Origin of the sequence: Stenotrophomonas maltophilia, from assembly GCF_039555535.1 — a bacterium.
GTDB classification, from domain to species: domain Bacteria; phylum Pseudomonadota; class Gammaproteobacteria; order Xanthomonadales; family Xanthomonadaceae; genus Stenotrophomonas; species Stenotrophomonas maltophilia_Q.
The window spans coordinates 1,835,754-1,856,001 of the sequence record NZ_CP154630.1 but is presented as its reverse complement, the minus strand read 5'-3'; the positions used below and the strand labels follow the sequence as shown (position 1 = coordinate 1,856,001).

The following is a 20,248-nucleotide window of genomic DNA, read 5'->3' as shown; positions in this document are numbered from 1 at the left end:
GTGACGCGCGCAGACCATCCCTATCGCATACGATTACAATGCGACACCATTAGCGAGGACGCCAGATGCGCTTCTACATCGATGAAAGTGGCCACACTGGCGACGTAGTCAATTCCGGGACTGACCTGGACTTTGCTGGACAACCCTACTTCGTCCTAGCTAGTGTTGGCATTGCAGATCAGGGCGACCTAGAGCGCGAACTTATGGCGCTCCGGAAGCGACACGGGATCGGAAATGGTGAACTCAAGTCTTCTGAGCATTTGCATCATGAAGCTTTCGTAAGTGAGCTGATCGACTGGCTCTGCATGAACAAGGCACCCATCCTTGTCGAAGTCGTAGACAAGCGCTTTTACCTTTGTACGCATATGGTGATCGCAACGCTGGCTCGCCATGACTATGAAGGCCTAGGGCCGCATGGCGCGTACCTACTCAGCAATCAAGCGGCAGACGCGCTTTCCGAGCTGGCTTCCGATGAGGCGTTAGAAGGCTTTATCGAAGCTTGCATAAGCCCTACTGACCATTCGCTTATGACGTTCTTCGGACGCCTACTCAAGCCGCTCATATCTAAGGCTGATGCCAGCCTGTCTAATACAGAGCGCTTTCTAAAGGAAGTCGTCATTGACGCGGGAATACGCTACAAAATTGCGCGAGACGTCAACCCGCAGGCACATCTGGATTTCTTACCCTCACCGGATCTCGCAAAGCGCAGGCAGCCAGTGTGGATGCTCCCGAACCAGACATCCCTTGCCAACCTCTATGCCCGAATCAATTTAGTGCTTACAAGGAAACTCGCAGACGTCACGCTTGTTCACGACGAGCAGCAGCAGTATGCGCGCACTCTGCTGGATAGTCTCAAACAGGCCGAGCGAGTCGGAGAACTGAAAAAGCTACCTTTCACCCCCTATGCTGACTACCGCTTTGTGGAACGCGCCCAACTCGAATTTTCCAGCTCGAAGCTAAGTGCCGGGGTTCAAGTCGCCGACATCATCGCGGGCTTGATCATGCGCTTCTACCGAGACCGTAAGGCTGGCCGGAAACCGAGCGATGCCCATCGCCTAGCGTTTGAGAAGATCTTTGACTTGACCACCCCTGCCGTGCCCCTTGGCATCAACCAAGTTCTTCCGACGAAGGAATGCATTTTTCCCTGAACTTCACTTGCCCTGCCGACCATCAGCCAAGGTGGACAACGCGGCTAATCTACAGAGCCACAGTGAGCATATGAATGGCTTCGCTTGGCGCTAGATCGACCCTGCTTCACACAGCCCAGTTACCTCCTTGCTTTGCGCAAAGCAGGGCACTAACAAAGGTACTCCCTGAGTAGGACACGTCAAAGGCTGATCCGTAAGCGCCCCCGTCAAGCAGACATTTCTAAAGTAGAGCTTCTGGCGTAGGCGATACGGTACTCCACGGGGCTCATGCCGCTGAGTGAGTCATGTGGACGAATCTCGTTGTAATCGATCATCCACCAATGCGCTGCCTCGCGCACGTCCTCGAGGCGAGCGAAGAGGTGCTGGTCTAGCACCTCCTCGCGGAAGGTGCGGTTGAAGCGTTCGATGAAGGCGTTCTGGTTGGGCTTGCCAGGTTGGATGCATTGCAGCGCCACGCCGCTGAGTTTGGCCCACTGAGTGAATGCTTCGCCCAGGAACTCAGGGCCGTTGTCCGATCGTAGAACCTGCGGCAATCCGTGATCACGTTTGAGCTGCTCGAACACGCGGACCAGGCGGCCGGAGTTGAGCGAGGTATCTACCTCAATGTGCAGCACCTCGCGGTTGAAGTCATCGACCACATTGAATGTTCGAAATCGTTTGCCGCAGGCCAGCGCGTCACTCATGAAGTCCATGGACCAAACGGTATCGGGGTGCTTGGGAACATACAGCGGCACCCGCTCGCGCTTTGGCAGGCGTCGCTTGGCGGCCCTTCTCAGGTTGAGCTTCATCGCCTTGTACACACAATAGATCCGCTTCGGGTTCCAATCTGGCCGCTTCTTGCGCAGTTGATCACTGCACTTCCAGAAACCTCGACTTGGCCGCTCCTCGACCAGCCTGGCCAATGCCGAGATCAACTCCGAATCGCGCACGGTCCAGTCCAGTGGCGGCGCATACCATGCCGCACGAGACAAGCCCACGTAACCGCAGGACCGGCTCAGGGGACGCGCGTGCACCTCGGTGAGGAAACGCACTGCCTCACGCTTCTGACCCGGCCCTACAGTTTTTTTGTGATCAGGTCCTTCAGCGCCGCGTTGTCCAGCGCCATTTCCGCATACATCCGTTTGAGCTTAGCGTTCTCAGCTTCGAGGTCCTTGACCCGACGAAGTTCGGATGCCTCAAGGCCACCGTACTTGCTCCTCCACTGGTAATACGTCGCCGTGCTGATGCCGGCTTGTCGACATAGATCCTTCACCGCAAGCCCGGCATCGCCCTGCTTGAGGATCGTGATGATCTGCGTCTCGCTGAATTTTGATGTGCGCATGCAACCTCCTGGCTAGTTAAAGATGCCAGAAAGTTCTACTTATTGGGTGTCAGGCTGCCGGGGGAGCTTACGGATCCTTTGCTCGGCAGCCCATTTGTCCTCTAATTCTGCATGACGGATCCAGTCCGCGGCGCGTTCACGAAGAACTTGGGCGGTTCGGGGCCAACTACCTTGCAATTTTTTCGCCAAGTCTGATGCATCTCTTGCGAGCTCTCGCTCCTGATCACCTCCCTCCGTCTCTAGAGCGGGTGTGAATCCCCCGCTTGTTAAACAGCTCGATCACCAACGCACTTTCCATCTCGCTGCTTCGAACCTCTTCGATCAGATTGCGCACACTTAGGTGCGGCCAGAGTCCGTCCCCTCTATCCACTGTGCTGTATGCAAGCAGCTTACCCACCTCGCGCTCAGCAACTCCGAGCCGCCTCCACTGGTCTGGACGTGACCGCGGTGACGGTCACCGCGAGCCAAGCAGAGCGGTGTCGGGCTTCGGGCAGCTACTGCATTGAGCATCGGGAAGTAGCCACGCTCAAATAAGAGGAAGAACCTTCAAAGCGCAACGGTCCCAGGAGGACTTTGCGCGCCGTAGCCTGACTGGCTTATTGACCACACAAATTAGCTCTGGCGGCGCAGGTTGAGTGAATGACATGGGGAGCGCCCTAACCCCTCCGCCGTGTCCACTATCGGCCAGAAGCGGACATTCGGTGCGACGACTGATTCAACAATCGAAGAGCACGGCGCAGACCTCTCGCAATTAAAAAGCAGAGAAGTCCACCTCACCAATCACTGTGCGCAGGCTGAGGCCCTTTTCATCTATGAAGCTCAGCAGGGAGTGCGATAGATCCTCGCACTTACTTGGGAACCGGACGCCGATCTCAGGCGGACCATTCTCGTGACGATCCTCAACCCGCACTTCAACGAACCCCTCTTCCTCGAGGATTCCGAGTTCACCATCTAAATCGTCACCCCGAAACTCGCGCTTGACTGTGTCGTACAGTAACGTCATCCACGGCGGATGGAACCGCCCTGAATCCCGATTTGTCTGGCGCGTGAGGAGCATGACTAAGAACTCACGTGTGACTCGAGGCAGCCGGGAAAGCCGCTTTGCTAAAAGTCTAATCTCCTTAGGCAGATCTGCTTCAATCTCTTCTTCGCTCACCTCTGCCGATTGTGCAACGAACGTTCGAAAGGCACTCCCATCACCTACTTTTGGCTTAACTCGCTGCTCCCAGAGATCGTAGCCGCTCGTGGGGTACTTGCCATCGGCGTCCGGGATTTCGAGATCAACTTTAAGCCTCCCCACTTCCTTCCGAATCAGCCGGTGTACGGCCTCCAGGCGAGCAATGTCAAGCGCAACGATTTGCCGGGCGAGATCATCTACGTCCCAAATGTCGCGCTCTTTAGCAAACCCAAGGCGCTTAGCGGCCTGCTCGTCAATGGAGTAAGAGCCCTGCTTCTTTCCAACTACCAACACCACGAAACGCTTGTATCGCGTTTGATGGTCGGGGGTAATCTTAGCAAGTGTCTTCTCGACCTTCGTCGCGCTGGCTGTGGCTGTTACCTGGATCGCTAGGCCCGATACGTCATCGCCGAGATCGAGGCCAGGCGAGTTGGACCGCTCTTCGTTAAGGTTGATGAGCGAACTACTGTGAATTGCATTGAGAAGGTCACGGAAAAAGTTCTCAGTAAGCGTCGATAGGTCCGTCAGCCCTAGCTTATTGCGTATGGAAACCTGACCTGCGACAACTGAGAGCTCATCGATAACCTCTCCAATATAGAAACCCCTAGTTATCATTCCAATGCACCTTGATTCTCTCTTCAGTGACAGGGCTACAATTCTGTCGTAACTCAACCGGCCTACCTTGTAGGGCTGGATCTTCTGCAGCAGAGTACTTGATAGCTGGCGCAGCATCCATAAGGTCAAAGGATTGAAATGCTGGTGTCCGTTACGGGTCGAGAGAGGACGCTAGCATTCTGGTGGTGCCCTCTTGCGTCGGCGCCGCCGCTTTCGGCCAAGAGCGGCGCAGACCTTACAACAACCAGTCCTTCTTCATCCGGCGTATGTGAAGGAATAACCTCTTCCGATGCGCTGAATGCGAACAAACCCCAGCTCACCCAAGTGCATGCCGGCCGCCATCAACTGATCTGCACTGACCATATCCAAAAGCGCAGAACGGGCCGCCGCAGCCCGCTGCGGATCCTGGTCGAATGCGATGGATACGTGGGGCCGGGCAATTTGGATGTGGGGAAAATGCACGATGTCACCCCAGATCAACGCACTGCGGCCCTCCGATTCCACCCGATAGCCGGTGTGCCCTGGCGTATGGCCTGAAAGCGGAACCATACTGATACCGGGCAGTACATCGCCCTCGGCCAACAAGCGCAAGTTGCGGCGATATCCGGCGAACACCTGCCGTGCGAGCAGGAAGTTGCCCCGGGCACGATCATTGCTGCGGGCAAGGTTGCCGTCGTCCTCCCAGAAGGACAGCTCGCGTGGGTGTATGAGCAGCTCCGCATTGGGGAAGACGGGGTGACCTTGAGCATCGAGTAGACCGCCAACATGATCAGGATGCGCATGCGTGAGCAAGATCGTATCCACATCCGTGGGCTGCACACCGGCTCGCAATAGATTGCCCCTCAACTCCCCTCCCCAGCCCTTGATCCCCCCGGCACCGGCGTCGATGAGGATCGTGCGGCCCTTCCCCCGCACCAGGTAGGTGTTGACGTGGATCGAGGACGGGTCGCTGACCCCGGCCTTCAGCTGTAGCTGCTCGGCCTCGGCCGGATCGATGTGGGAGAGCAGATCCAGACTGGCGGTCAGATGGCCATCGCTGATCGCTTGGATCAGGAAGTCACCGATCTGGAGGGTGGGCAGAGCCCGTTCAATGATGGATGCGTTCATGGCCGCTCGTCAGTTTCGCGCGTGAAGGGAATCATTGGCGTAGCCAAAGCAACGGATGCGCGCCGTCAGCCCTGCATGGTCTTGGATGGCCAGATCGAGCTGCCGCATGAATTCGTCCATGAGCTCGGGCGTCCTCTCCGGACCCAGTCGGTAGGCCATTTCCGCAGACGCCGGATGGCCCCGCCCCTGACGCGCAACCAGGTAAAGGATGTGGACATTGTCCAACGCAGCACCAAGCACGTCCGCGAACAGCACCGCGCATCGCTCAGTGAGCGCGTCCAGACTGTCCTTCGCCGGCATCCGCTCCTCGGTGAAGTAGATCGAGAGCCTAGGCATTTGGGTGCGGCTCCGCCCCTGACCGGCCTGCCTCGGACAAGCACTTGAGTTGTGCTGTCATGGGCGTATAAGCGTGCACACCGCCAGGAAGGGACTCCACGACCGGGACTTGCCCGGCCGGGACGCTCGAAAGCCAGAGCGCTGCGGGCGCGTGATCGAGCGCAACCGCATGCAAGGCCTCGAATGCAGTCCCCATCTCAATGAGCGGCTCAGGGCCGACGCGACTCACCAGTAGGTAATCGCCCTGTTCGACGGCGGGGGCCCGATCCAAGCCACTGTATAGGTTGCGATGCCAGTCGGTGATGTGCTGCTGCCAGCGTGCGAAGTTGCCCCCTCCCTTCCGGGCATACTCGTCCCCCTGCAGGACCTCCATGCCGTCTATCGAGTGAAGGGCAAGGTAGGTCGGGCACGCTGCACCACATGCCCTGAAGCGCTGCGAGGTGTGGAATCCCCGCACGGAAATGAGCGCAGGCAGTTTGTGCAGGCTGTAGAAATCGTTCCATTGCTCCTCGCTGGCGGAGTCGGAATAGCTGCATTCGACGGTGTAGATCATGGGAACACTCCTGGGCCGGCTTGTGCGCGTTGCCCTTGTTGATGTCCCGTCATGCTAGCCCTACATTAGCCCACATCAAATCGACGTTTCGGTATGCTTCAGTGACAAAAGATCACGCTGAATCCCCATGCGCAGGAAGATTCCCAGCAGCACCTCCCTGACCGCCTTCGAGGCCGCCGCCCGCCACGGCAGCTTTGCTCGGGCAGCGGAAGAGCTTTCCCTCACCGAGGGGGCCATCAGCCGCCAGATCGGCAGGCTGGAATCCTTCCTGGGGGTCCCCCTATTTGAGCGGGTCGGCAATCGCGTCCGCCTGCTGCCCAATGGCGAGCGATACGCCGCCCAAGTCCGCGAGTCGCTGGACCGCTTGGACCGGGACAGCCAATACCTGATGGGCCAACCGAAGGACGCTGCAAGCCTGGACATTGCCGTAACGCCCACCTTCGCGTTGCGATGGCTTATCCCTCGCCTGCCCGCGTTTAGCCGCGCGCATCCGAACATCACCGTGCACCTTTGCGAGCGCACTGACCCGTTCGCGCTTGCCGGCAGTGGATTCGACGCAGCCGTGCACTTCGAGCACCCAGCCTGGGCGGGTATGCGCACTTACCCGCTGCTGCAGGAAGTGCTGGTGCCGGTGTGCCATCCCGCGCTCATCAAAGGCGCAGAGGCTCGCGTCTTACTGGACCAACTGCCGCGGCTACACCGACGACAGAGCCCCGATGCTTGGCGGCGCTACGCGAAGGCCTCAGGGATACCCCTCACCAACCCAGCGGTGGGTGCACGCTACGACCTTCATGCGATGTTGATTGAAGCAGCGCTTGCAGGCCTCGGGGTCGCCCTGGTGCCTCGCCTCTATGTGGAGGCAGAGCTCGTGCAAGGGCAGCTGGTGGCGCCATGGCCGCAAGGCGAGGCGGTGTCCAAGACGTTCTGTTTAGTGCTGCCAGAGCCAATCGGGTTAACTACGGGCCCACTACTAGCATTTTCGCACTGGTTGCTGGAGGAGGCCCGCACGGCTCGGACGGAAAGCGGACTTGACGGACAAGCAACCAGGGCGCTTGCAGGACATTCGTGAATATCGCTACCAATCAGCTATAGGCCAGTAGCGGTCCTGGTTGGGAATACTCCGCAACGGGGTTGAAGATCCCAGCCAGTGCCTTGGAACACCTGGTCCAAAGCGCTGCCCGCGGATCGTTAAGCGCGCCCGACCACTGGCCGGGCGCGCGTAAGCGAAACGAACGCACACTGACTGGTTGAGCGGCAGGCTCAACTACCCTTCTTATGCTTGTGAGGCTTAAGGGCGTCTGTGTTTCCCGGCGTAGCTTTGTTATCCCTTCTACGCTGATCGGGCTTGCCAGTTGACTTGGCGATAGGCTTGGGGCCAGGCTTGATTGCCATCACTTGCGCTCCTCAGATCACTGACGGTTAAAACGCGGATTAAGCGGCGTAAACTACTGAGCGTTTGGCGTGTCCTGTACGGCCGGCTTCATCCGAACGCACTTGTGAGGATACAGCTTTCCACATTGGCAGCCTGCCTCTCATCGCCTCAATTCCAGGGCACATTCGCGACGTCACCTACAATAAAGAAGTCGGGACCGGCCAACTTCCACTGGCTGATCGGCGTCACACGGTCATGCAATTTGAACGACCACCTTCCCGAATGGCCCTTCCTGAAGCCGCTCGAACGCAGCAGGCGCTTCAGAGAAGGAAAACACCCGATCGATCACCGGCTTGATGCTGAACGAAATGACTGACAATACGGATGCTCGCCACTAACGAAGCACACGCTTCTGTCGCTCGTGGCACAGCGATCCAATTCGAAGCAGCTCCGGCAGATCAAAGAAGGCCCTCAGGTTGGGGGCTTTCTCGTTGGTGTCGCTCAGAGCGCAGGGGTCAAGTAGCGCCCTTCCACTACCAAGGTGGCTTCAGAGCGCCCGACGATGCTGCCCTTTGCACTAAAGCCGGCTTCCGTGGCATGGCCCCGGAACTCGAGTTCGAACTGGTCGAGCCCGCCAAACACGGATTCGGAGCCCGGATCCCAGCGCTTGATGGTCAGCTCGGCCGTAAACCCAGCGCCGTCGCCCTGCTTGGATCCTGAATACGTGTATCCGGAATCACCGCCGTTGACGCTGCCACCTTTAAATACAGCGATGCCTTCGCCCACTCCCTGCATGTTCGACGAGAAACGAACATGGTAAATGCCGTCTTTCATTGCCGCGCCTCCACTGGGTAGGAAAAGCAATCAGATCACTGCTCAGTCTCACAAGCCGCGACTGCCACCAGCCATACTGAAAGGCACATCGAGCAGTCCAATGACCCGAAATCCCCGCTTTGGATAGAATCGAGTTCACGAGTCTTCGCCCAGCACGTAGAGGAGCATGACCTTGCCCACCGTCTTCTTTTCCTATTGCCATACAGATGAAGACCTCCGCGACCAGCTAGAAAAGCAGCTATCAATGCTCAGGCGCCAAGGGATCATTGAGACCTGGCATGACCGCCGCATCAATGCCGGCCAGGAGATCGATAAGACGATCGATGAGCACATCAATAGCGATGAAATCATCCTTCTTCTTGTAAGTCCGGACTTCATTGCGTCGGACTACTGCTATGACAAGGAGATGACCCGGGCCCTGGAACGGCATGAACTCGGTGAGGCAACCGTCATCCCCGTCATCCTCAGAGCCTGCGACTGGCACCACGCACCTTTTGGGAAGCTAATGGCGACCCCGAAGGATGGCAAACCCGTGAAAAAATGGGCGGATATCGACGAAGCATTTTTGGATGTGGCCCAAGCCGTTCGAGCTGCCGCCAGACAGCGCGCGGCCAAACAGATCAAGCCAGTTGCGTTCAACAAACCCTTGGCACAGGCCTCTCCAGTCACAGCCGGCACCGCTAGCACTGAAAGCAGCGCTCAAGGCAAGCATGGCCCGAGGTCGAGCAATTTGCGTCTCGCCAAGGCCTTCACTCAGCGGGACAGAGATAAGTTCAAGGCCGAGACCTTCGAATACATCGCGAAGCACTTCGAGAACTCGCTCGACGAACTCCAAGAACGCAACCCGGCCTACGAAGGCTCGTTCCGTCGAATCGACGCCAACCGCTTCTTCTCCACGATTTACCACGAGGGGAACGACGTTGCTCGGGCAACGATCTACCTGGGGGGAATGCTCGGGGGCATCAACTACATTCAAGGAGAGACGCTTGATAGCAATTCTTACAACGAATCACTATCGGTTGACTGCGATGATCAATCCCTGTTCCTCACCAGCATGGGCATGTCCGCGTATGGGTCGAGTCGGGGTCAAAAGCTGACTCAAGAGGGTGCGGCCGAGATGCTCTGGGAACAGCTCATTGGCCCCCTTCAAAGCCGTAGCAACCATCCACACAGGCGCTGAGATGATATCGACCAGCGAGTTCACGGTATCTAGTGCGAGTTCCTGCGCCGCTCTTTCGCTCATCCTCCCGAGGCACCGCTCAGAAGAGGCCCTGCTTATAGGCACTTCCAAGTTGGGCAACACAGCTGTCCTGATCCTGACTGGTAGCCACCATTTCACTTGGTTCGAGGCAGACGGTGCGAACGGCTGGGTTGGACTGGTATTTCCTGCAGTTCGCATCGAAATCGATGAGACGAGCGTGTTCAACGCAGACTATTCCCGCGCTTTGCCTGGCAACCTAGTCAGAGAGGGGACATCCCTCTAGGCGAGGGCGAAAGCTCAAGGGTTCGGTGGCTTCGATGCCATTGTCCTTGAGAGCGACCTACCTCCGACGGGAGGCCTTTCCGCCGGATTCGCAAAGTGGCAGGTCGTTCTCGGCAGCGGATACGAAAAGCGGGTCCTTTGGCAGATCGGACAGGGCCCTGATGCGCAGCCTGGATCCTCTCGGTAAACGAACTCCATAAACCCCTGGTCGAGCGATAAGGCGGCACTACAGCTCCGCCAAATCGGTGATGGTCGCTTGCCCCTTACGAAGATCGGCGACTACCAGGCGCCCCCCAGCAACGGTCCGACCCACGCTGTCGTTGAGGTAGGCCATTTGCAGTCGGCCGGCTTCAAGGACGGCCCCGAGCTCGAAGCTATCTTGCCGCCCGCGCAGTGGCTCCCCAGGTGACGCAACGCCGCCTTCCAATGGCTGCACCCGTGCCGGACCATCACCCACATCCTTGGCATAGGCCGTTGCCATCATCCGGCTGTTCTTCGGCGACCAGCCGCCCAAAACAAGCTCACTATGCAAGATGTCCCGAGCAATGCCCGCTTCCGCTGCCGCCCGAACATAGTCCGGCCAAAGATGGTCCATGACCAATCCGAGCTCGGCCATGAGCTGCTCCATGGTGAAGTCGGCACGGAAGCTGGCTAGAAGGCAGAGTTCGTAGATCTTCAAGAAAAACTGGGCGGAGCCGCGACTGGCCAGCACCAGGTTGTGCTGCGGGATCAGCAGCAGCTTGGCGCCCACTGATGACTTATGCGTCAGCGCGTCCTCGGCCCACGTATCGACCGCAACAAGGAGTTGGTCGGGGCGCAGCAACACATTGAGAATACTCATAGGATCGCCACTGATCAAAAGACGGAGACTATCGCCCAGCTAACTTAGCTGTCCACCCGGATCCGCCTCCGTCCTCTTACTAGGTAGTATCAGCGCGGTTGGCGACCAACTGAAACCCGTGGAAGAGCACGTTGAGAAAGCACTCATCTGGGGGAGCCAAAGTGAAAAGGCCAAAGGCGGACATAGGCCTATGGCAAGCTTTTTCTCACGCACAAAACGCTAGCCAAGACGATCGCCTTCTCCGGGCCATGCGGTCCACGCCCCCAGTCGCCTCCCCGAAAACGATCTAAAGTTCCGCCTGGCCTGTGCCGATAGCGGGAGGAGATAAAACCTTCCAATCGCAAAACAAACAGGACGTTAGGATGAATTGGGATAGTATTTACTCTGGAGCACCAGAGTGGTTTTCGGCGCTTGGGTTAGTCGCGGCAGCGCTACATATTTGCTGGCGAGCTGGTTCGCTGCACCCATTGAACAATCGTTTGCTGAGGTTGTTCATTAGCCGGGACGACATCCAGGACCCTTTCGTTAAGAAAAATCTCTCGGACTACTCTGCTCTTGCGGTTTTTCGGCTCACTTACGGAATTCCTGCCCGAACGCTGGTGGATGCTAAGAAGATCATCGGGAAGGCACAAGCGCGTAACGTGCCGCTTGACCTAGTTGGCTTGGCAGGCAGTGCGTTCGATCTTGATAACTTTACGGTCATCGAAAAGAAACGCCCGCGCGGAATCGGTATTGCCCTTTGCGGCCTGATGCTCTTTGCGTGCTTCTGGCTCACGTGGATCCTCGCGTACGGTGCAACCGAGCAGAGGCTACTCGTCTCACTCAATACCACCGGAACTTGGCTTTGGCTCGGGAAGGACCAAGCACAGATTGCCAAGCCTGCCCTATCAGGAGAGCGCCCGATCCTCTCCGTGGCGTCCTGCGCAGATACCTCGAAAGTCAAGTACGAAGACCAAGGCGCGGGTGGATTTCGCCCAGCCGACCCAGATATCCTCTGTGACATCTGGGCAGATCCGAGAACGTCCGCGGAACTGATGAAGTCAGTTCGCGAACAACGCCTGACCTTCTTATTTGCCTCAGCGTTTCTGGCGTGGACCTGTCTCATGCTTTTCGACGCACTCAGGCGCGCTTTTGCAATCCGTGCTCTTGCTCGTTCCCTGCCACAGCCCTCAATACAGACTGACGCCCCGTCCGGCAGAAGCCGCTATAGGCTGGTCATGCTGCTGAAGTGCGGAGCATGGCTGGATTGGCGAGTTGGCATAAAAACGGACACCCTTAAGCCTCCCGCCGGAGGCGCTCGTCGCGGACACTGACTCAAGGCAACCCAGGTGGCTGTTGGGCGGTCGTCACGGTACCGATGGGAGTGTGTGACCTCCACTGCAGCGCTCGAGGGAAGCGCTGTCAGCGATCGGCATAGTCAACCAGAGCGGAGCCAGCGCGGCCTCGGCTCCTTGTAATAAGAGTGCTGGCAGCCCCTCTCACGCGTCTTTGGGGACCCGTTCAAATTCTCCGCTGTGGCAGCTTGTGCCCTATTACTGGAGGCTTGGTGCAATGATCCAACTCTTCCCGGACAGCATCGGACTGCCGAAGTGCGCGGCACGCATCCATGCAACTCCGGTCGTCCTCCGCTATCCACCGATCAAATAGCCTGGCATCGGCCGCATCGAAGATATGCACGGCAGCCGGCCACCTCTTCTCGAGCAGCGCAACACGAAACGCGGAGACAAGCGACTTGTTGGGCGGACGATACGCCAACATGATCTCATCGATGAAATCCACAGCCCCGACACTTCCAGCGGCATAAATTGATTTCACCAACGCAGGTCGCTCAGCGAACCGTGATGCCTCGAAAAGCAATTGGCGGCCGGTCGCGATCTGACTGTCCTTGATCGCTGCCGCCAACGCCCCATCCAGGGCATCGGCGGCATCGGGAAGCGCATTTTGAATGATCATTGAGGCAATATTGGCATGGCCCAGACCTGCGGCCACTCTCAACGCATGCTGCACGCTCCTCCCATCCGACAGAGATGCCAGCGCCAGCCTCACAGCAGAACAGTCGCCCCTCACCACTGCAATCAACAGACGGCGGCGTTGTTCCTCGTCTTGGCCTTGCTCAAGATCAGACGGAGTCGCCGATCTGTCGGAATTCGAAGCTTGATCCATTCATCCACGTTAACTTAACGTCCCTAACTGTCAACGTGTGCTCCAGCGCCCCCCTGAAAGCTGCGACCTGCCGGAAAAAGAGAGCCGCAACGCGAGGACATGCACGGCAAAGGCTTTCAATTCAACCCTTGGGACCGATGCGGGTAAGAGCCCTCTCGGTCATTCGTAGTCTTCCACGTTCGCGATGTCCAACTCGTAGTTGCTTGCGATGAGCATGCCATCTTCGCTCAAGCTCTCGATGGTGGGCTCATTCACCCACTCCTCGATGGCAAATGACGCATCCGACAGGACCGCCTCCTTGGCCATCCTCAAGGCGTCTTCCGGACTTTCAGCTTCGACTTCCAAATAGTGCGCGCACTGCGCCAGACCATTGAACTCGACTTCGTACTTCATGTGACTTCTCCTTGCCGAACACCCTGCCCGGCTTCGGAAACAAAGTTACAGTTAGTCCCTTGGACCATCGAGTACGGAACCGTACCGTCCACCTGACGGTCGATCAGGTCCTATGACCGTTGCTTCATCGAGCTCCTGCCTATCCAAGAGCGCTACCATTTCTGCATGAGCTCGGTCGATATGGATTCGATAGGCTTGTCGCCATAGGCGCTTCTCGGCAAGGTCAGCCCACGGCAGAGTCAATGCTTGACCAACGCCAAGCGCCGCGATCTTCGCGCCGTGTGCAAAAGCCTCTTCAATCGCGTCTAGATCCAGGGTTGTGATGCCGGCATGCGAGATGATGCGATTGATCTTCTTATGTTTGTCGCGCATCACGATAAAGGGAGTTCCGTTGGGCGTTCTGCCAAGACGTCCTTCCAGTTCGCCTGCAATGGCATGCACAGACTTATTCACGCGGCCGAACCAAGTCAAAAGCTCGCCTTTGCTGATCATTTTCGGACGACCCACACTCTGCGCGAACGGGTTGGAATGTGCGCGCTTTAGAGCTTCAAATTGCCGCCGCGGGATGGTCAAGTAGAACTCAGCCATTGACTGCGTGAAGCGCGTGCTGCTTGGCGCCTGATCCAACAGCTGACGGACCGTTTGATGGTCTGACCGCGCCACGATGGCCGACCTTCTCCCGGTGTTGGCGATGATCTCTAAGGCAGAGCGAATGAACCCCTCTTCCAAGCTGTCTTGATTGCTAATCAGTGTCATTAGTTCGAGCCCTCCCCGGACCCAACACCACTCTGAATCCACGCAAATTATGCCTTAAAGGTCGCATCACAGTCTGCGCGCAGGATGGGGCTTTTGGGGCAGGCCTCCCGCCGCCGCGTCACACTCTCTTTCCCGACTCTTCTCGTTGAATCGCAGTTCTTTCTTCTGCGCCGCGGCACCAGCCCTTGCGATTGATCGATCGAGCCTCACCTCGACATCCTCGTCTGAGATCAGTTCACGCACGTGGTCCAGACTGACCCGACGAACCAATAAATCGGCCACCTCATCGTGTGCACCGCGCAATGCAGCGTATAGGGCCGCTTCGGGATAAGCAGTTTTATGCGCAAACTCCATTACCGACTTCACCACCTCCGCATGACCGTTCTTGGCTGCAACGAATAAGGCCTCCTGGCCGAAGTCGCGTGGGGTAAAGCCGGTCCGGACAATAGCCCAAAGCAGAGTTCGGACCAACGGGGCATGCCCCCTAGCAGCTGAAATGTTCAACCCTAAGGAGTAAGTGTCCTCTGGATCGGGAAGTCCGGCGCCGATGAGGAACTTGATAACGGCCTCATGATTATGCTCTGCCGCAGCTTCAAGTCCCCGCTGCGCGCATTGGATCTTGGACGAGAACGGTAGAAGGTGCCTGACCACTTCCAGATGACCTGCCCTGCAAGCAGCGATCAGTGCTCGACTGCCCCTGGCCTTAGCATTCGAGAACAAAACCAATTGTAAAACGACATCGGCATGTCCATGAAGCGAGGCCTCATATAGCGCTTGGGAGTCGCCCTCTAAAGGGCTGCAAGAGCGCATAAGCAGCTTGACGGTATCAACATGCCCATGTCTCGCTGCGAGGATAAGCGCATCTCCACTTTCGACGTTGCAGAACGGCAACAGCCTCGCCACGCACTCTGTCCTGCCAGACTTAGCGGCTTCGTTCAGTGGCTCGCTCTGCCAGGAGGCCGTCAGCAGCGGCAGGAGCTGCTCAATAACATTGTCACGATCCAGTCTGATCGCCAAGACAATGGCATTTCGAGCCGCCTCGTCTGCATCCTTTTGCTTCTCGCAGAGAGATACGATCGCGCCCAAATCGCCCGCATGGATCGCCCTCTTAAGTCCTCGATAGAACTGTTCTTTGTTCTTGCTGCTCATCCTTCCAACGTATCGCCAATATTGACTTCGTCAAGGCTCAAAGAGGAGTAGACCTGCCAAGCGTTCAATATTTGACAGATGCGCGCTTTGCCTTAGAAACGGTGAACATCAACTTCTCAACTACTTATGAACATCGAAGAATTTTGGAACAGCGCATACATCGCTGCGCTTTCTCGCTTGCCGGCCAGAGACGCCCGCCGCGAGGCGGATCTTGCCACTGAACTTTGTATCGAGCATTGGCGCTCGCATCGGCGTCATTGGGAGCCGGCCTACGTGACGATGTGGAAGGATCAGGACGTGACGAAGGCTCTGCCCAATCGGACGCCCGGCCAGCCTCCGCCTGACAACCTCTAAGCCTAGATCCCCTGTGGCCCGCTGGTTTGATTGCTTTCAAGGCTCAGTGAATTTTTTAGCTGTTCAGCCTGCGCCTCGGCTTCGGCCACAGCAAGGGCTGGCTCTGCGTAAATACCTACAATCCCGCTCCCCGCACTGGGCAGCACGACGAAACGAGTCTTAGGGAGTATCCACTTTCCTCCCTTGAGAAAGCTCACGCGCCTGACGATGTAGCTCCCGTCGGCCGATGCCCACTGATGGGTCACCACCTCGAGTTGCTTCCCACTGATTTGGCCAAGTTTATTCCCAAATGCATCCCAAGCGTCAGCCACGGACTCATCACCCGGTTGAACCTGCCTACCGGCAACCCACTCTAACGGAGTCTCGAGCACGAGACGACTAGCATCCCAGTCGCTGACAAACTGGAAATCGCAACCATCCCCTTGGTCGGTGCCGGGAGCCCAAGTCAGCTCAAGAGCAGAAAGCTCTTCGCCGGCATCCGGCACTTCGAGTCTTACGATCACAACCTTGCTTCCCATTGGCTCCTCCTTGACTGGTCTAGTTAGGTATTTAGGTCAAAATGGCAAGCAGCACCGGATCCGAGCCCAGCATCACTCGCTCGATACCCGTCATCTATTCCAGCAGCCGCGCATCGTCCGCCCCGGTATAGCGGCCCGTGTGACCTCCCGCCTGTTGCGGTGAGTCAGAAGTCGCTTCATGACCGCGCAAGGAACCACTTCCTCGGTCACTGTAGCAAAGGTACGACGTAGGTCGTGGGTCCGAAGCGCCTCGATGTCGCCGGCCGTTTTCAAGCCCTGCAAGATCGCCTTACCGTTCAAGTAAGCCTCGCTCTGCTCCGAGCCCAGAACGCCCAAAGTTCGGCACTAACCCTTGACTGGCGTTCGCAGACGCAACTCGTAGTTCAACGACGCTAGTCCTGGCGAGTGTTTTCCCATGCCGTTAAGCTTCTCTTTCGCAGTGAATGCGCGGCTGTAAGTGGCGTGATGCTCGTCATCGAGCTCATGCCCCACGATCTGAGCGCGCAGCTCGGATGCCACACCGAGCGTTTGCAGCTCTTGGATAAAGGTCTTTCGCAATGAATGAAAGCCCCGCTTTGCCTTCGGCCAGTCCTTGCCAATTGTAGCCAAGTGTCGGCTAAACGCCTTCGTGATCCAATTGCCTTGACCATTGAGCGCGTCGCCCTTCGCCTGGGGAAACAGACGCTTGTGACCTACTGCTTTGCGCGTTGCAACCCAATCCATGAAGCCCAGTGCCAAGAGATCCGGATGAAGAGGAACCGTTCGAAGGCTGACCTCCGTTTTGACCTTTTGGTTCTCACCTTCGTCGGAAATTCGAATGCAAGGGAGCTTTCCTTCCAACAAGATGTCTGCAATCAAGAGCTGCCCCACTTCCGACGCTCGTGCGCCTGTGTAGAGGCCAAGGAGCGACGCCCATCGAGCATTCTCAGAGAGCTTCTCGAAGTTGCTGGGCGAGAAGATCGTTTGGATCTGATCACGGTCGTACGCCTTGAAGCCAAGCTTCCGCCGAGCGCGCTTCTCCCGCAGCGAATAGCTCACATGCCCGGTCGCGGGATTGTCACCCTTTGGGAAGTAGCCAGAGGCGATGGCCCAGTCAAAGAAGCCGCCCTTTCCTCCCACATAGCTTTGCTTGTTCGTCAGTGTTGGCGTCGACGCCCCGCCGTCACGAAGGTGTTGATACCAGCGCGCCAGGTCTGGCCTAGTGACAGTGTGGATCCTTGACTTAGGCCCCAGGAACGCAACGAGCGACTCTACTGCGGCTGTCTTGATCGTGTATGTCTTGGGCAACGTGCGCGGCTTGATGCTTGCCAGCCACGCATCGCGCGCCTTCTCCAACGAAATCGTCTCGCTCACCTGAGGACGCGGCTCGCGAACGGGCGTCGGCTCGGGGTCGAGCATGCCAATGGCCGCCACCTCTGCCGCCGTCGCGAAGTTGTGCGCTTGCCGGAACAGACGGACATCGTTTTCGCTGTCGATCTGCCAGCGTTCCGTGATGGTGCCGTCCGCAGCCTGCGTCCGATGAAGCGTCAGATCACGCCGATCTCCGCCGCCACTCAATCGCTCGACGAGCGACTCCAGATCCTTCTTGCTAAACCGGTCCACCCGTTGATCCCTCAACACGCCATAGGCCTGAGCATAGCCTGATGCCAAGACGATCGCGCGCAGTCTGGCTGACGCTACGTTCGACGTTCGAAGCGTTTGCTTGATGAGCTTGCGGCCGATGATGGCATGCAAGTCGCTGGGCACACGCTGACGAAAGGCGTAGGTGCCGGAGGGGGTGCGGATGAGGTGATGGGGGATGCGCATTCGGGAGATGTGTCCCGATTTGTGTCCCGCCGGCAGACTCAGAAATCCAAACTAAGTTAAATTAAATCAATAGCTTATATGGATGTTGGCGGAGAGAGTGGGATTTCTCGCACGTGAAGGCCATTTGCCCAAGACCACCCTTGCCCCCGCCCTTCGCATCCGGCACGGTGGGGCCTCCACTGCAATCGGATCCCCCATGGCCCACCTCGATCTGGCCAACCTGCGCACCACCCTGCTGGACGACACCCAGCTGGCCGCAGTGGCCCTGCACCGCACGTTCGCCGGTCACCTGCCGGTCAGCAGCGGGCATCTGGTGGTCTGCGATCCTCTGGTCCAGGCCGAGGCGCCGGCGCTGGCCGACTACACCGCCCCGCTGGGCCGGCATCCGGTCGAGATCATCGTGCACAGCGGCCGCCCGGCACTGGCCGTGGTCTGGTTCAAGCCCCGCGAAGCCCTCACGGCATCTGCCCTGCACTGGCAGATGGCGCGCTGGACCACGCAGGACCTGACCGGCCTGGATGAGGACAGCTTCATCGGCTATCCGGTCGACGCCGGCATCGGCTGTTTCATGGACACCGACACCCAGCAGGCACTGCTGGCCCTGATCGAACAGGCCAATGGCGACGAAGACAGCGCGTGGTCCGATGCGCTGATCGACCACGACGGTCTGGATGAAGGCGCCGAGTACCGTCCGTGGGGCGAGGACTCGCCACACGGCCTGGTCGTATTCACCAGCGGCTGGGGCGACGGTGTGTATCCGAGCTACTGGGCGCTGGATACCTCCGGCATTCCAGTTGCCCTGGTGACCGATTTCTTGTGCATCCAGGGCGGTGACGGGCGCGACGAGCGCGAGATCGCCGACCAGGCCTATCGCGACAACCTTCCACCTGAAGAAGCGGAAGCGCTGGCGCGGCTGGTGGAGGCCGTGGAGCGGGACGACGCGGATGCGCTGCGCGACCTGTTGAAGGATGCGCCGCAGCGCGCCAATCAGATCGAACCGGGCTGCGGCGGCACCGCGGTGTTCGAGGCGATCCGGCAGGACCGCCCGGAGGCGTTGCGGGTGCTGCTGCAGGGCGGCGCGTTGCCGGCGATGCCGGAGCGCCTGCACATGAGCAAAGTGACCAGCTATCTGGACTACGCGCACTTCCTGAAGAAGCCGCGCAGCGCGGAGCTGATGGCAGTACTGGAAGCGCCGGTGGTGGCTATCACCCCCACGCCGATGCCGGCACCTCAACGCAGTTTCTGGGGCCGGCTGTTCGGGCGGAAGTGATCGACCCCGGAAACAGCAACGCCGGGCATGGCCCGGCGCTACCATTCAGCTCTCTCAGCCCGCATCCACCGCCAGCGCACCCAGTGCACTGGCCTTGATGCGCTCCTTGGCCTTCTCACAGGCTCCATCGCAATGCAGGCGCGAGGCCTCCAGCTGCGGCGGCAGGTGCTCAGCCAGGAAGTCGATGAACACGCGCACCGCCGGCAACAGGCCGCGGCGCGAGGCGAACACGGCGTGGCACACGCCCTGCGGCAGCGACCAGTCCGGCAGCACCACTTCCAGCTCGCCATTGCGCACGGCATCGGCGCACACGGTTTCCGGCAGCATGGTGATGCCGAAACCGTCCTTGACCATGCTCTGCAGCAGCGGGAAGTCGAAGCCGGCCACGCGTGGCTGCAGGTCGACCCGGCGCACTTCGCCTTCCGGGCCATGCAGCTCCCAGCGCTGGCGTGCCTCGTCTTCGCTGATGCTGAGGGTGACGTGCTGGGTCAGCTCTTCCGGGTCCTTCGGGCGGCCAGCGCGGTCCAGGTATTTAGGGCTGGCTACCAGCAGTTCCTGCACCTGGCCGAAGCTGCGCATCACCAGGCTGCCGTCGTCGTCCAGGCGCGAACGCACGCGCAGGGCCACGTCGTAGCCTTCATTGATGATGTCCACGCGGCGGTTGCTGATGTTCAGCTGCAGGCGCACCTTCGGGTACTGCTCGAGGAACTTGGGCAGCAGCTTGGGCAGCTGCATCTGCGCCAGCGACACCGGTACGCTGGCACGCACCACGCCACGCGGTTCCGCGCTGAGGCGGTCGACCACTTCGCGGGCGGCCTGCGCCTCGGCCAGCATCGTCTGCGCGTGGCGGTGCACACTGGTGCCGACGTCGGTGACTGCGAAGCGGCGCGTGGAGCGCTGCAGCAGGCGCACGCCCAGGTCGGTCTCCAGCTGGCTGATGCGGCGGCTCAGGCGCGACTTGGGGATGCCCAGCGCGCGCTCGGCGGCGGCAAATCCACCGTGGTCGACCACCATCGCAAAGTAGTACAGATCATTCAGGTCATGCATGCCCG

The 20,248-nt window shown here is 58.7% G+C and carries 19 protein-coding genes; 5 read left to right on the top strand and 14 right to left on the bottom strand.

All coding sequences use genetic code 11. The features are described 5' to 3' along the window. Positions 1–65 precede the first annotated feature (65 nt). The gene (locus tag AASM09_RS08590) at positions 66–1,148 is read left to right on the top strand and encodes a DUF3800 domain-containing protein (protein WP_049429735.1); all 1,083 of its coding nucleotides are present in this window, start codon (positions 66–68) and stop codon (positions 1,146–1,148) included. A gap of 206 nt (positions 1,149–1,354) precedes the next feature. Here the strand turns inward: AASM09_RS08590 and AASM09_RS08585 are convergent. The 5 genes from AASM09_RS08585 to AASM09_RS08565 all read right to left on the bottom strand — a co-directional run bounded on the left by AASM09_RS08585 (position 1,355) and on the right by AASM09_RS08565 (position 6,257). Next, positions 1,355–2,469 (bottom strand): IS3 family transposase gene (locus tag AASM09_RS08585; protein ID WP_180848931.1). Its coding sequence is split into 2 segments (ribosomal slippage): positions 1,355–2,217 and positions 2,217–2,469, totalling 1,116 coding nucleotides; the frame shifts between segments, so codons are not numbered across the junction. Between the two features lie 751 nt (positions 2,470–3,220). Next, a complete protein-coding gene (locus tag AASM09_RS08580; RefSeq protein WP_100459806.1) occupies positions 3,221–4,378 on the bottom strand; it encodes an SMEK domain-containing protein in 1,158 nt (385 codons plus the stop codon). A 138-nt stretch (positions 4,379–4,516) separates the two neighbouring features. Beyond that, positions 4,517–5,368, bottom strand: coding sequence for an MBL fold metallo-hydrolase (locus AASM09_RS08575; RefSeq protein ID WP_049429739.1), 852 nt, complete (start codon positions 5,366–5,368; stop codon positions 4,517–4,519). 9 nt (positions 5,369–5,377) lie between these two features. Next, positions 5,378–5,704 carry a hypothetical protein gene (locus tag AASM09_RS08570; RefSeq protein ID WP_049429740.1) on the bottom strand — a complete coding sequence of 109 codons (327 nt, stop codon included), beginning with the start codon at positions 5,702–5,704 and terminating at the stop codon, positions 5,378–5,380. After that, positions 5,697–6,257, bottom strand: a complete 561-nt coding sequence (locus AASM09_RS08565) for a hypothetical protein (RefSeq protein WP_049429741.1) — start codon at positions 6,255–6,257, stop codon at positions 5,697–5,699. Before AASM09_RS08565 ends, AASM09_RS08570 begins: the two co-directional genes overlap by 8 nt. Positions 6,258–6,384: 127 nt before the next feature. On the opposite strand from AASM09_RS08565, the gene AASM09_RS08560 reads away from it, so the two are divergent. Further along, positions 6,385–7,326 (top strand): LysR substrate-binding domain-containing protein, encoded by a 942-nt coding sequence (locus AASM09_RS08560; RefSeq protein WP_049429742.1) that lies wholly within the window; start codon positions 6,385–6,387, stop codon positions 7,324–7,326. A gap of 804 nt (positions 7,327–8,130) precedes the next feature. Here the strand turns inward: AASM09_RS08560 and AASM09_RS08555 are convergent. Continuing rightward, positions 8,131–8,463: a GrlR family regulatory protein gene (locus AASM09_RS08555; RefSeq protein ID WP_049429743.1), complete on the bottom strand. Its 333-nt coding sequence runs from the start codon at positions 8,461–8,463 to the stop codon at positions 8,131–8,133. 166 nt (positions 8,464–8,629) lie between these two features. Between AASM09_RS08555 and AASM09_RS08550 the strand changes: the two genes are divergently transcribed. Further along, on the top strand, positions 8,630–9,643 hold the full coding sequence (locus AASM09_RS08550) for a toll/interleukin-1 receptor domain-containing protein (RefSeq protein ID WP_049429744.1): 1,014 nt from the start codon (positions 8,630–8,632) through the stop codon (positions 9,641–9,643). A 529-nt stretch (positions 9,644–10,172) separates the two neighbouring features. Here the strand turns inward: AASM09_RS08550 and AASM09_RS08545 are convergent. After that, entirely contained in the window at positions 10,173–10,787 is a 615-nt protein-coding gene (locus tag AASM09_RS08545) for a hypothetical protein (protein ID WP_049429746.1), read from the bottom strand. Between the two features lie 362 nt (positions 10,788–11,149). On the opposite strand from AASM09_RS08545, the gene AASM09_RS08540 reads away from it, so the two are divergent. Further along, on the top strand, positions 11,150–12,100 hold the full coding sequence (locus AASM09_RS08540; RefSeq protein WP_152906587.1) for a DUF6216 family protein: 951 nt from the start codon (positions 11,150–11,152) through the stop codon (positions 12,098–12,100). 187 nt (positions 12,101–12,287) lie between these two features. On the opposite strand, the gene AASM09_RS08535 is transcribed toward AASM09_RS08540, so the two are convergent. From AASM09_RS08535 to AASM09_RS08510, 6 genes are all read right to left on the bottom strand, one after another. Continuing rightward, positions 12,288–12,950, bottom strand: coding sequence for a hypothetical protein (locus AASM09_RS08535; RefSeq protein WP_152906588.1), 663 nt, complete (start codon positions 12,948–12,950; stop codon positions 12,288–12,290). A 159-nt stretch (positions 12,951–13,109) separates the two neighbouring features. Next, positions 13,110–13,343, bottom strand: coding sequence for a hypothetical protein (locus AASM09_RS08530; RefSeq protein ID WP_049429749.1), 234 nt, complete (start codon positions 13,341–13,343; stop codon positions 13,110–13,112). Positions 13,344–13,394: 51 nt separating this feature from the next. Continuing rightward, positions 13,395–14,099: a hypothetical protein gene (locus AASM09_RS08525; RefSeq protein WP_049429750.1), complete on the bottom strand. Its 705-nt coding sequence runs from the start codon at positions 14,097–14,099 to the stop codon at positions 13,395–13,397. A gap of 66 nt (positions 14,100–14,165) precedes the next feature. Continuing rightward, complete coding sequence (locus tag AASM09_RS08520; RefSeq protein ID WP_049429751.1) at positions 14,166–15,248, bottom strand: ankyrin repeat domain-containing protein; 1,083 nt, start codon at positions 15,246–15,248, stop codon at positions 14,166–14,168. Positions 15,249–15,604: 356 nt separating this feature from the next. After that, complete coding sequence (locus tag AASM09_RS08515) at positions 15,605–16,120, bottom strand: hypothetical protein (RefSeq protein ID WP_049429753.1); 516 nt, start codon at positions 16,118–16,120, stop codon at positions 15,605–15,607. 345 nt (positions 16,121–16,465) lie between these two features. Continuing rightward, entirely contained in the window at positions 16,466–17,926 is a 1,461-nt protein-coding gene (locus AASM09_RS08510; protein ID WP_049429754.1) for a site-specific integrase, read from the bottom strand. 196 nt (positions 17,927–18,122) lie between these two features. Here AASM09_RS08510 and AASM09_RS08505 point away from each other — a divergent pair, with 196 nt between their 5' ends. Next, positions 18,123–19,196: a DUF4241 domain-containing protein gene (locus tag AASM09_RS08505; RefSeq protein ID WP_049429059.1), complete on the top strand. Its 1,074-nt coding sequence runs from the start codon at positions 18,123–18,125 to the stop codon at positions 19,194–19,196. A gap of 54 nt (positions 19,197–19,250) precedes the next feature. Here the strand turns inward: AASM09_RS08505 and AASM09_RS08500 are convergent, their stop codons facing one another. Continuing rightward, the gene (locus AASM09_RS08500; protein WP_049429058.1) at positions 19,251–20,243 is read right to left on the bottom strand and encodes a LysR family transcriptional regulator; all 993 of its coding nucleotides are present in this window, start codon (positions 20,241–20,243) and stop codon (positions 19,251–19,253) included. Between the last annotated feature and the right edge of the window lie 5 nt (positions 20,244–20,248).

Excerpts from the sequence above, each read along its gene's own strand:
- AASM09_RS08560 (WP_049429742.1), top strand. The coding sequence starts at position 6,385 with ATGCGCAGGAAGATTCCCAGCAGCACCTCCCTGACCGCCTTCGAGGCC.
- AASM09_RS08565 (WP_049429741.1), bottom strand. The coding sequence starts at position 6,257 with ATGATCTACACCGTCGAATGCAGCTATTCCGACTCCGCCAGCGAGGAG.
- AASM09_RS08540 (WP_152906587.1), top strand. The coding sequence starts at position 11,150 with ATGAATTGGGATAGTATTTACTCTGGAGCACCAGAGTGGTTTTCGGCG.
- AASM09_RS08575 (WP_049429739.1), bottom strand. The coding sequence starts at position 5,368 with ATGAACGCATCCATCATTGAACGGGCTCTGCCCACCCTCCAGATCGGT.
- AASM09_RS08590 (WP_049429735.1), top strand. The coding sequence starts at position 66 with ATGCGCTTCTACATCGATGAAAGTGGCCACACTGGCGACGTAGTCAAT.
- AASM09_RS08555 (WP_049429743.1), bottom strand. The coding sequence starts at position 8,463 with ATGAAAGACGGCATTTACCATGTTCGTTTCTCGTCGAACATGCAGGGA.
- AASM09_RS08535 (WP_152906588.1), bottom strand. The coding sequence starts at position 12,950 with ATGGATCAAGCTTCGAATTCCGACAGATCGGCGACTCCGTCTGATCTT.
- AASM09_RS08500 (WP_049429058.1), bottom strand. The coding sequence starts at position 20,243 with ATGCATGACCTGAATGATCTGTACTACTTTGCGATGGTGGTCGACCAC.
- AASM09_RS08515 (WP_049429753.1), bottom strand. The coding sequence starts at position 16,120 with ATGGGAAGCAAGGTTGTGATCGTAAGACTCGAAGTGCCGGATGCCGGC.
- AASM09_RS08520 (WP_049429751.1), bottom strand. The coding sequence starts at position 15,248 with ATGAGCAGCAAGAACAAAGAACAGTTCTATCGAGGACTTAAGAGGGCG.
- AASM09_RS08530 (WP_049429749.1), bottom strand. The coding sequence starts at position 13,343 with ATGAAGTACGAAGTCGAGTTCAATGGTCTGGCGCAGTGCGCGCACTAT.
- AASM09_RS08545 (WP_049429746.1), bottom strand. The coding sequence starts at position 10,787 with ATGAGTATTCTCAATGTGTTGCTGCGCCCCGACCAACTCCTTGTTGCG.
- AASM09_RS08570 (WP_049429740.1), bottom strand. The coding sequence starts at position 5,704 with ATGCCTAGGCTCTCGATCTACTTCACCGAGGAGCGGATGCCGGCGAAG.
- AASM09_RS08510 (WP_049429754.1), bottom strand. The coding sequence starts at position 17,926 with ATGCGCATCCCCCATCACCTCATCCGCACCCCCTCCGGCACCTACGCC.
- AASM09_RS08505 (WP_049429059.1), top strand. The coding sequence starts at position 18,123 with ATGGCCCACCTCGATCTGGCCAACCTGCGCACCACCCTGCTGGACGAC.
- AASM09_RS08525 (WP_049429750.1), bottom strand. The coding sequence starts at position 14,099 with ATGACACTGATTAGCAATCAAGACAGCTTGGAAGAGGGGTTCATTCGC.
- AASM09_RS08550 (WP_049429744.1), top strand. The coding sequence starts at position 8,630 with ATGACCTTGCCCACCGTCTTCTTTTCCTATTGCCATACAGATGAAGAC.
- AASM09_RS08580 (WP_100459806.1), bottom strand. The coding sequence starts at position 4,378 with ATGCTGCGCCAGCTATCAAGTACTCTGCTGCAGAAGATCCAGCCCTAC.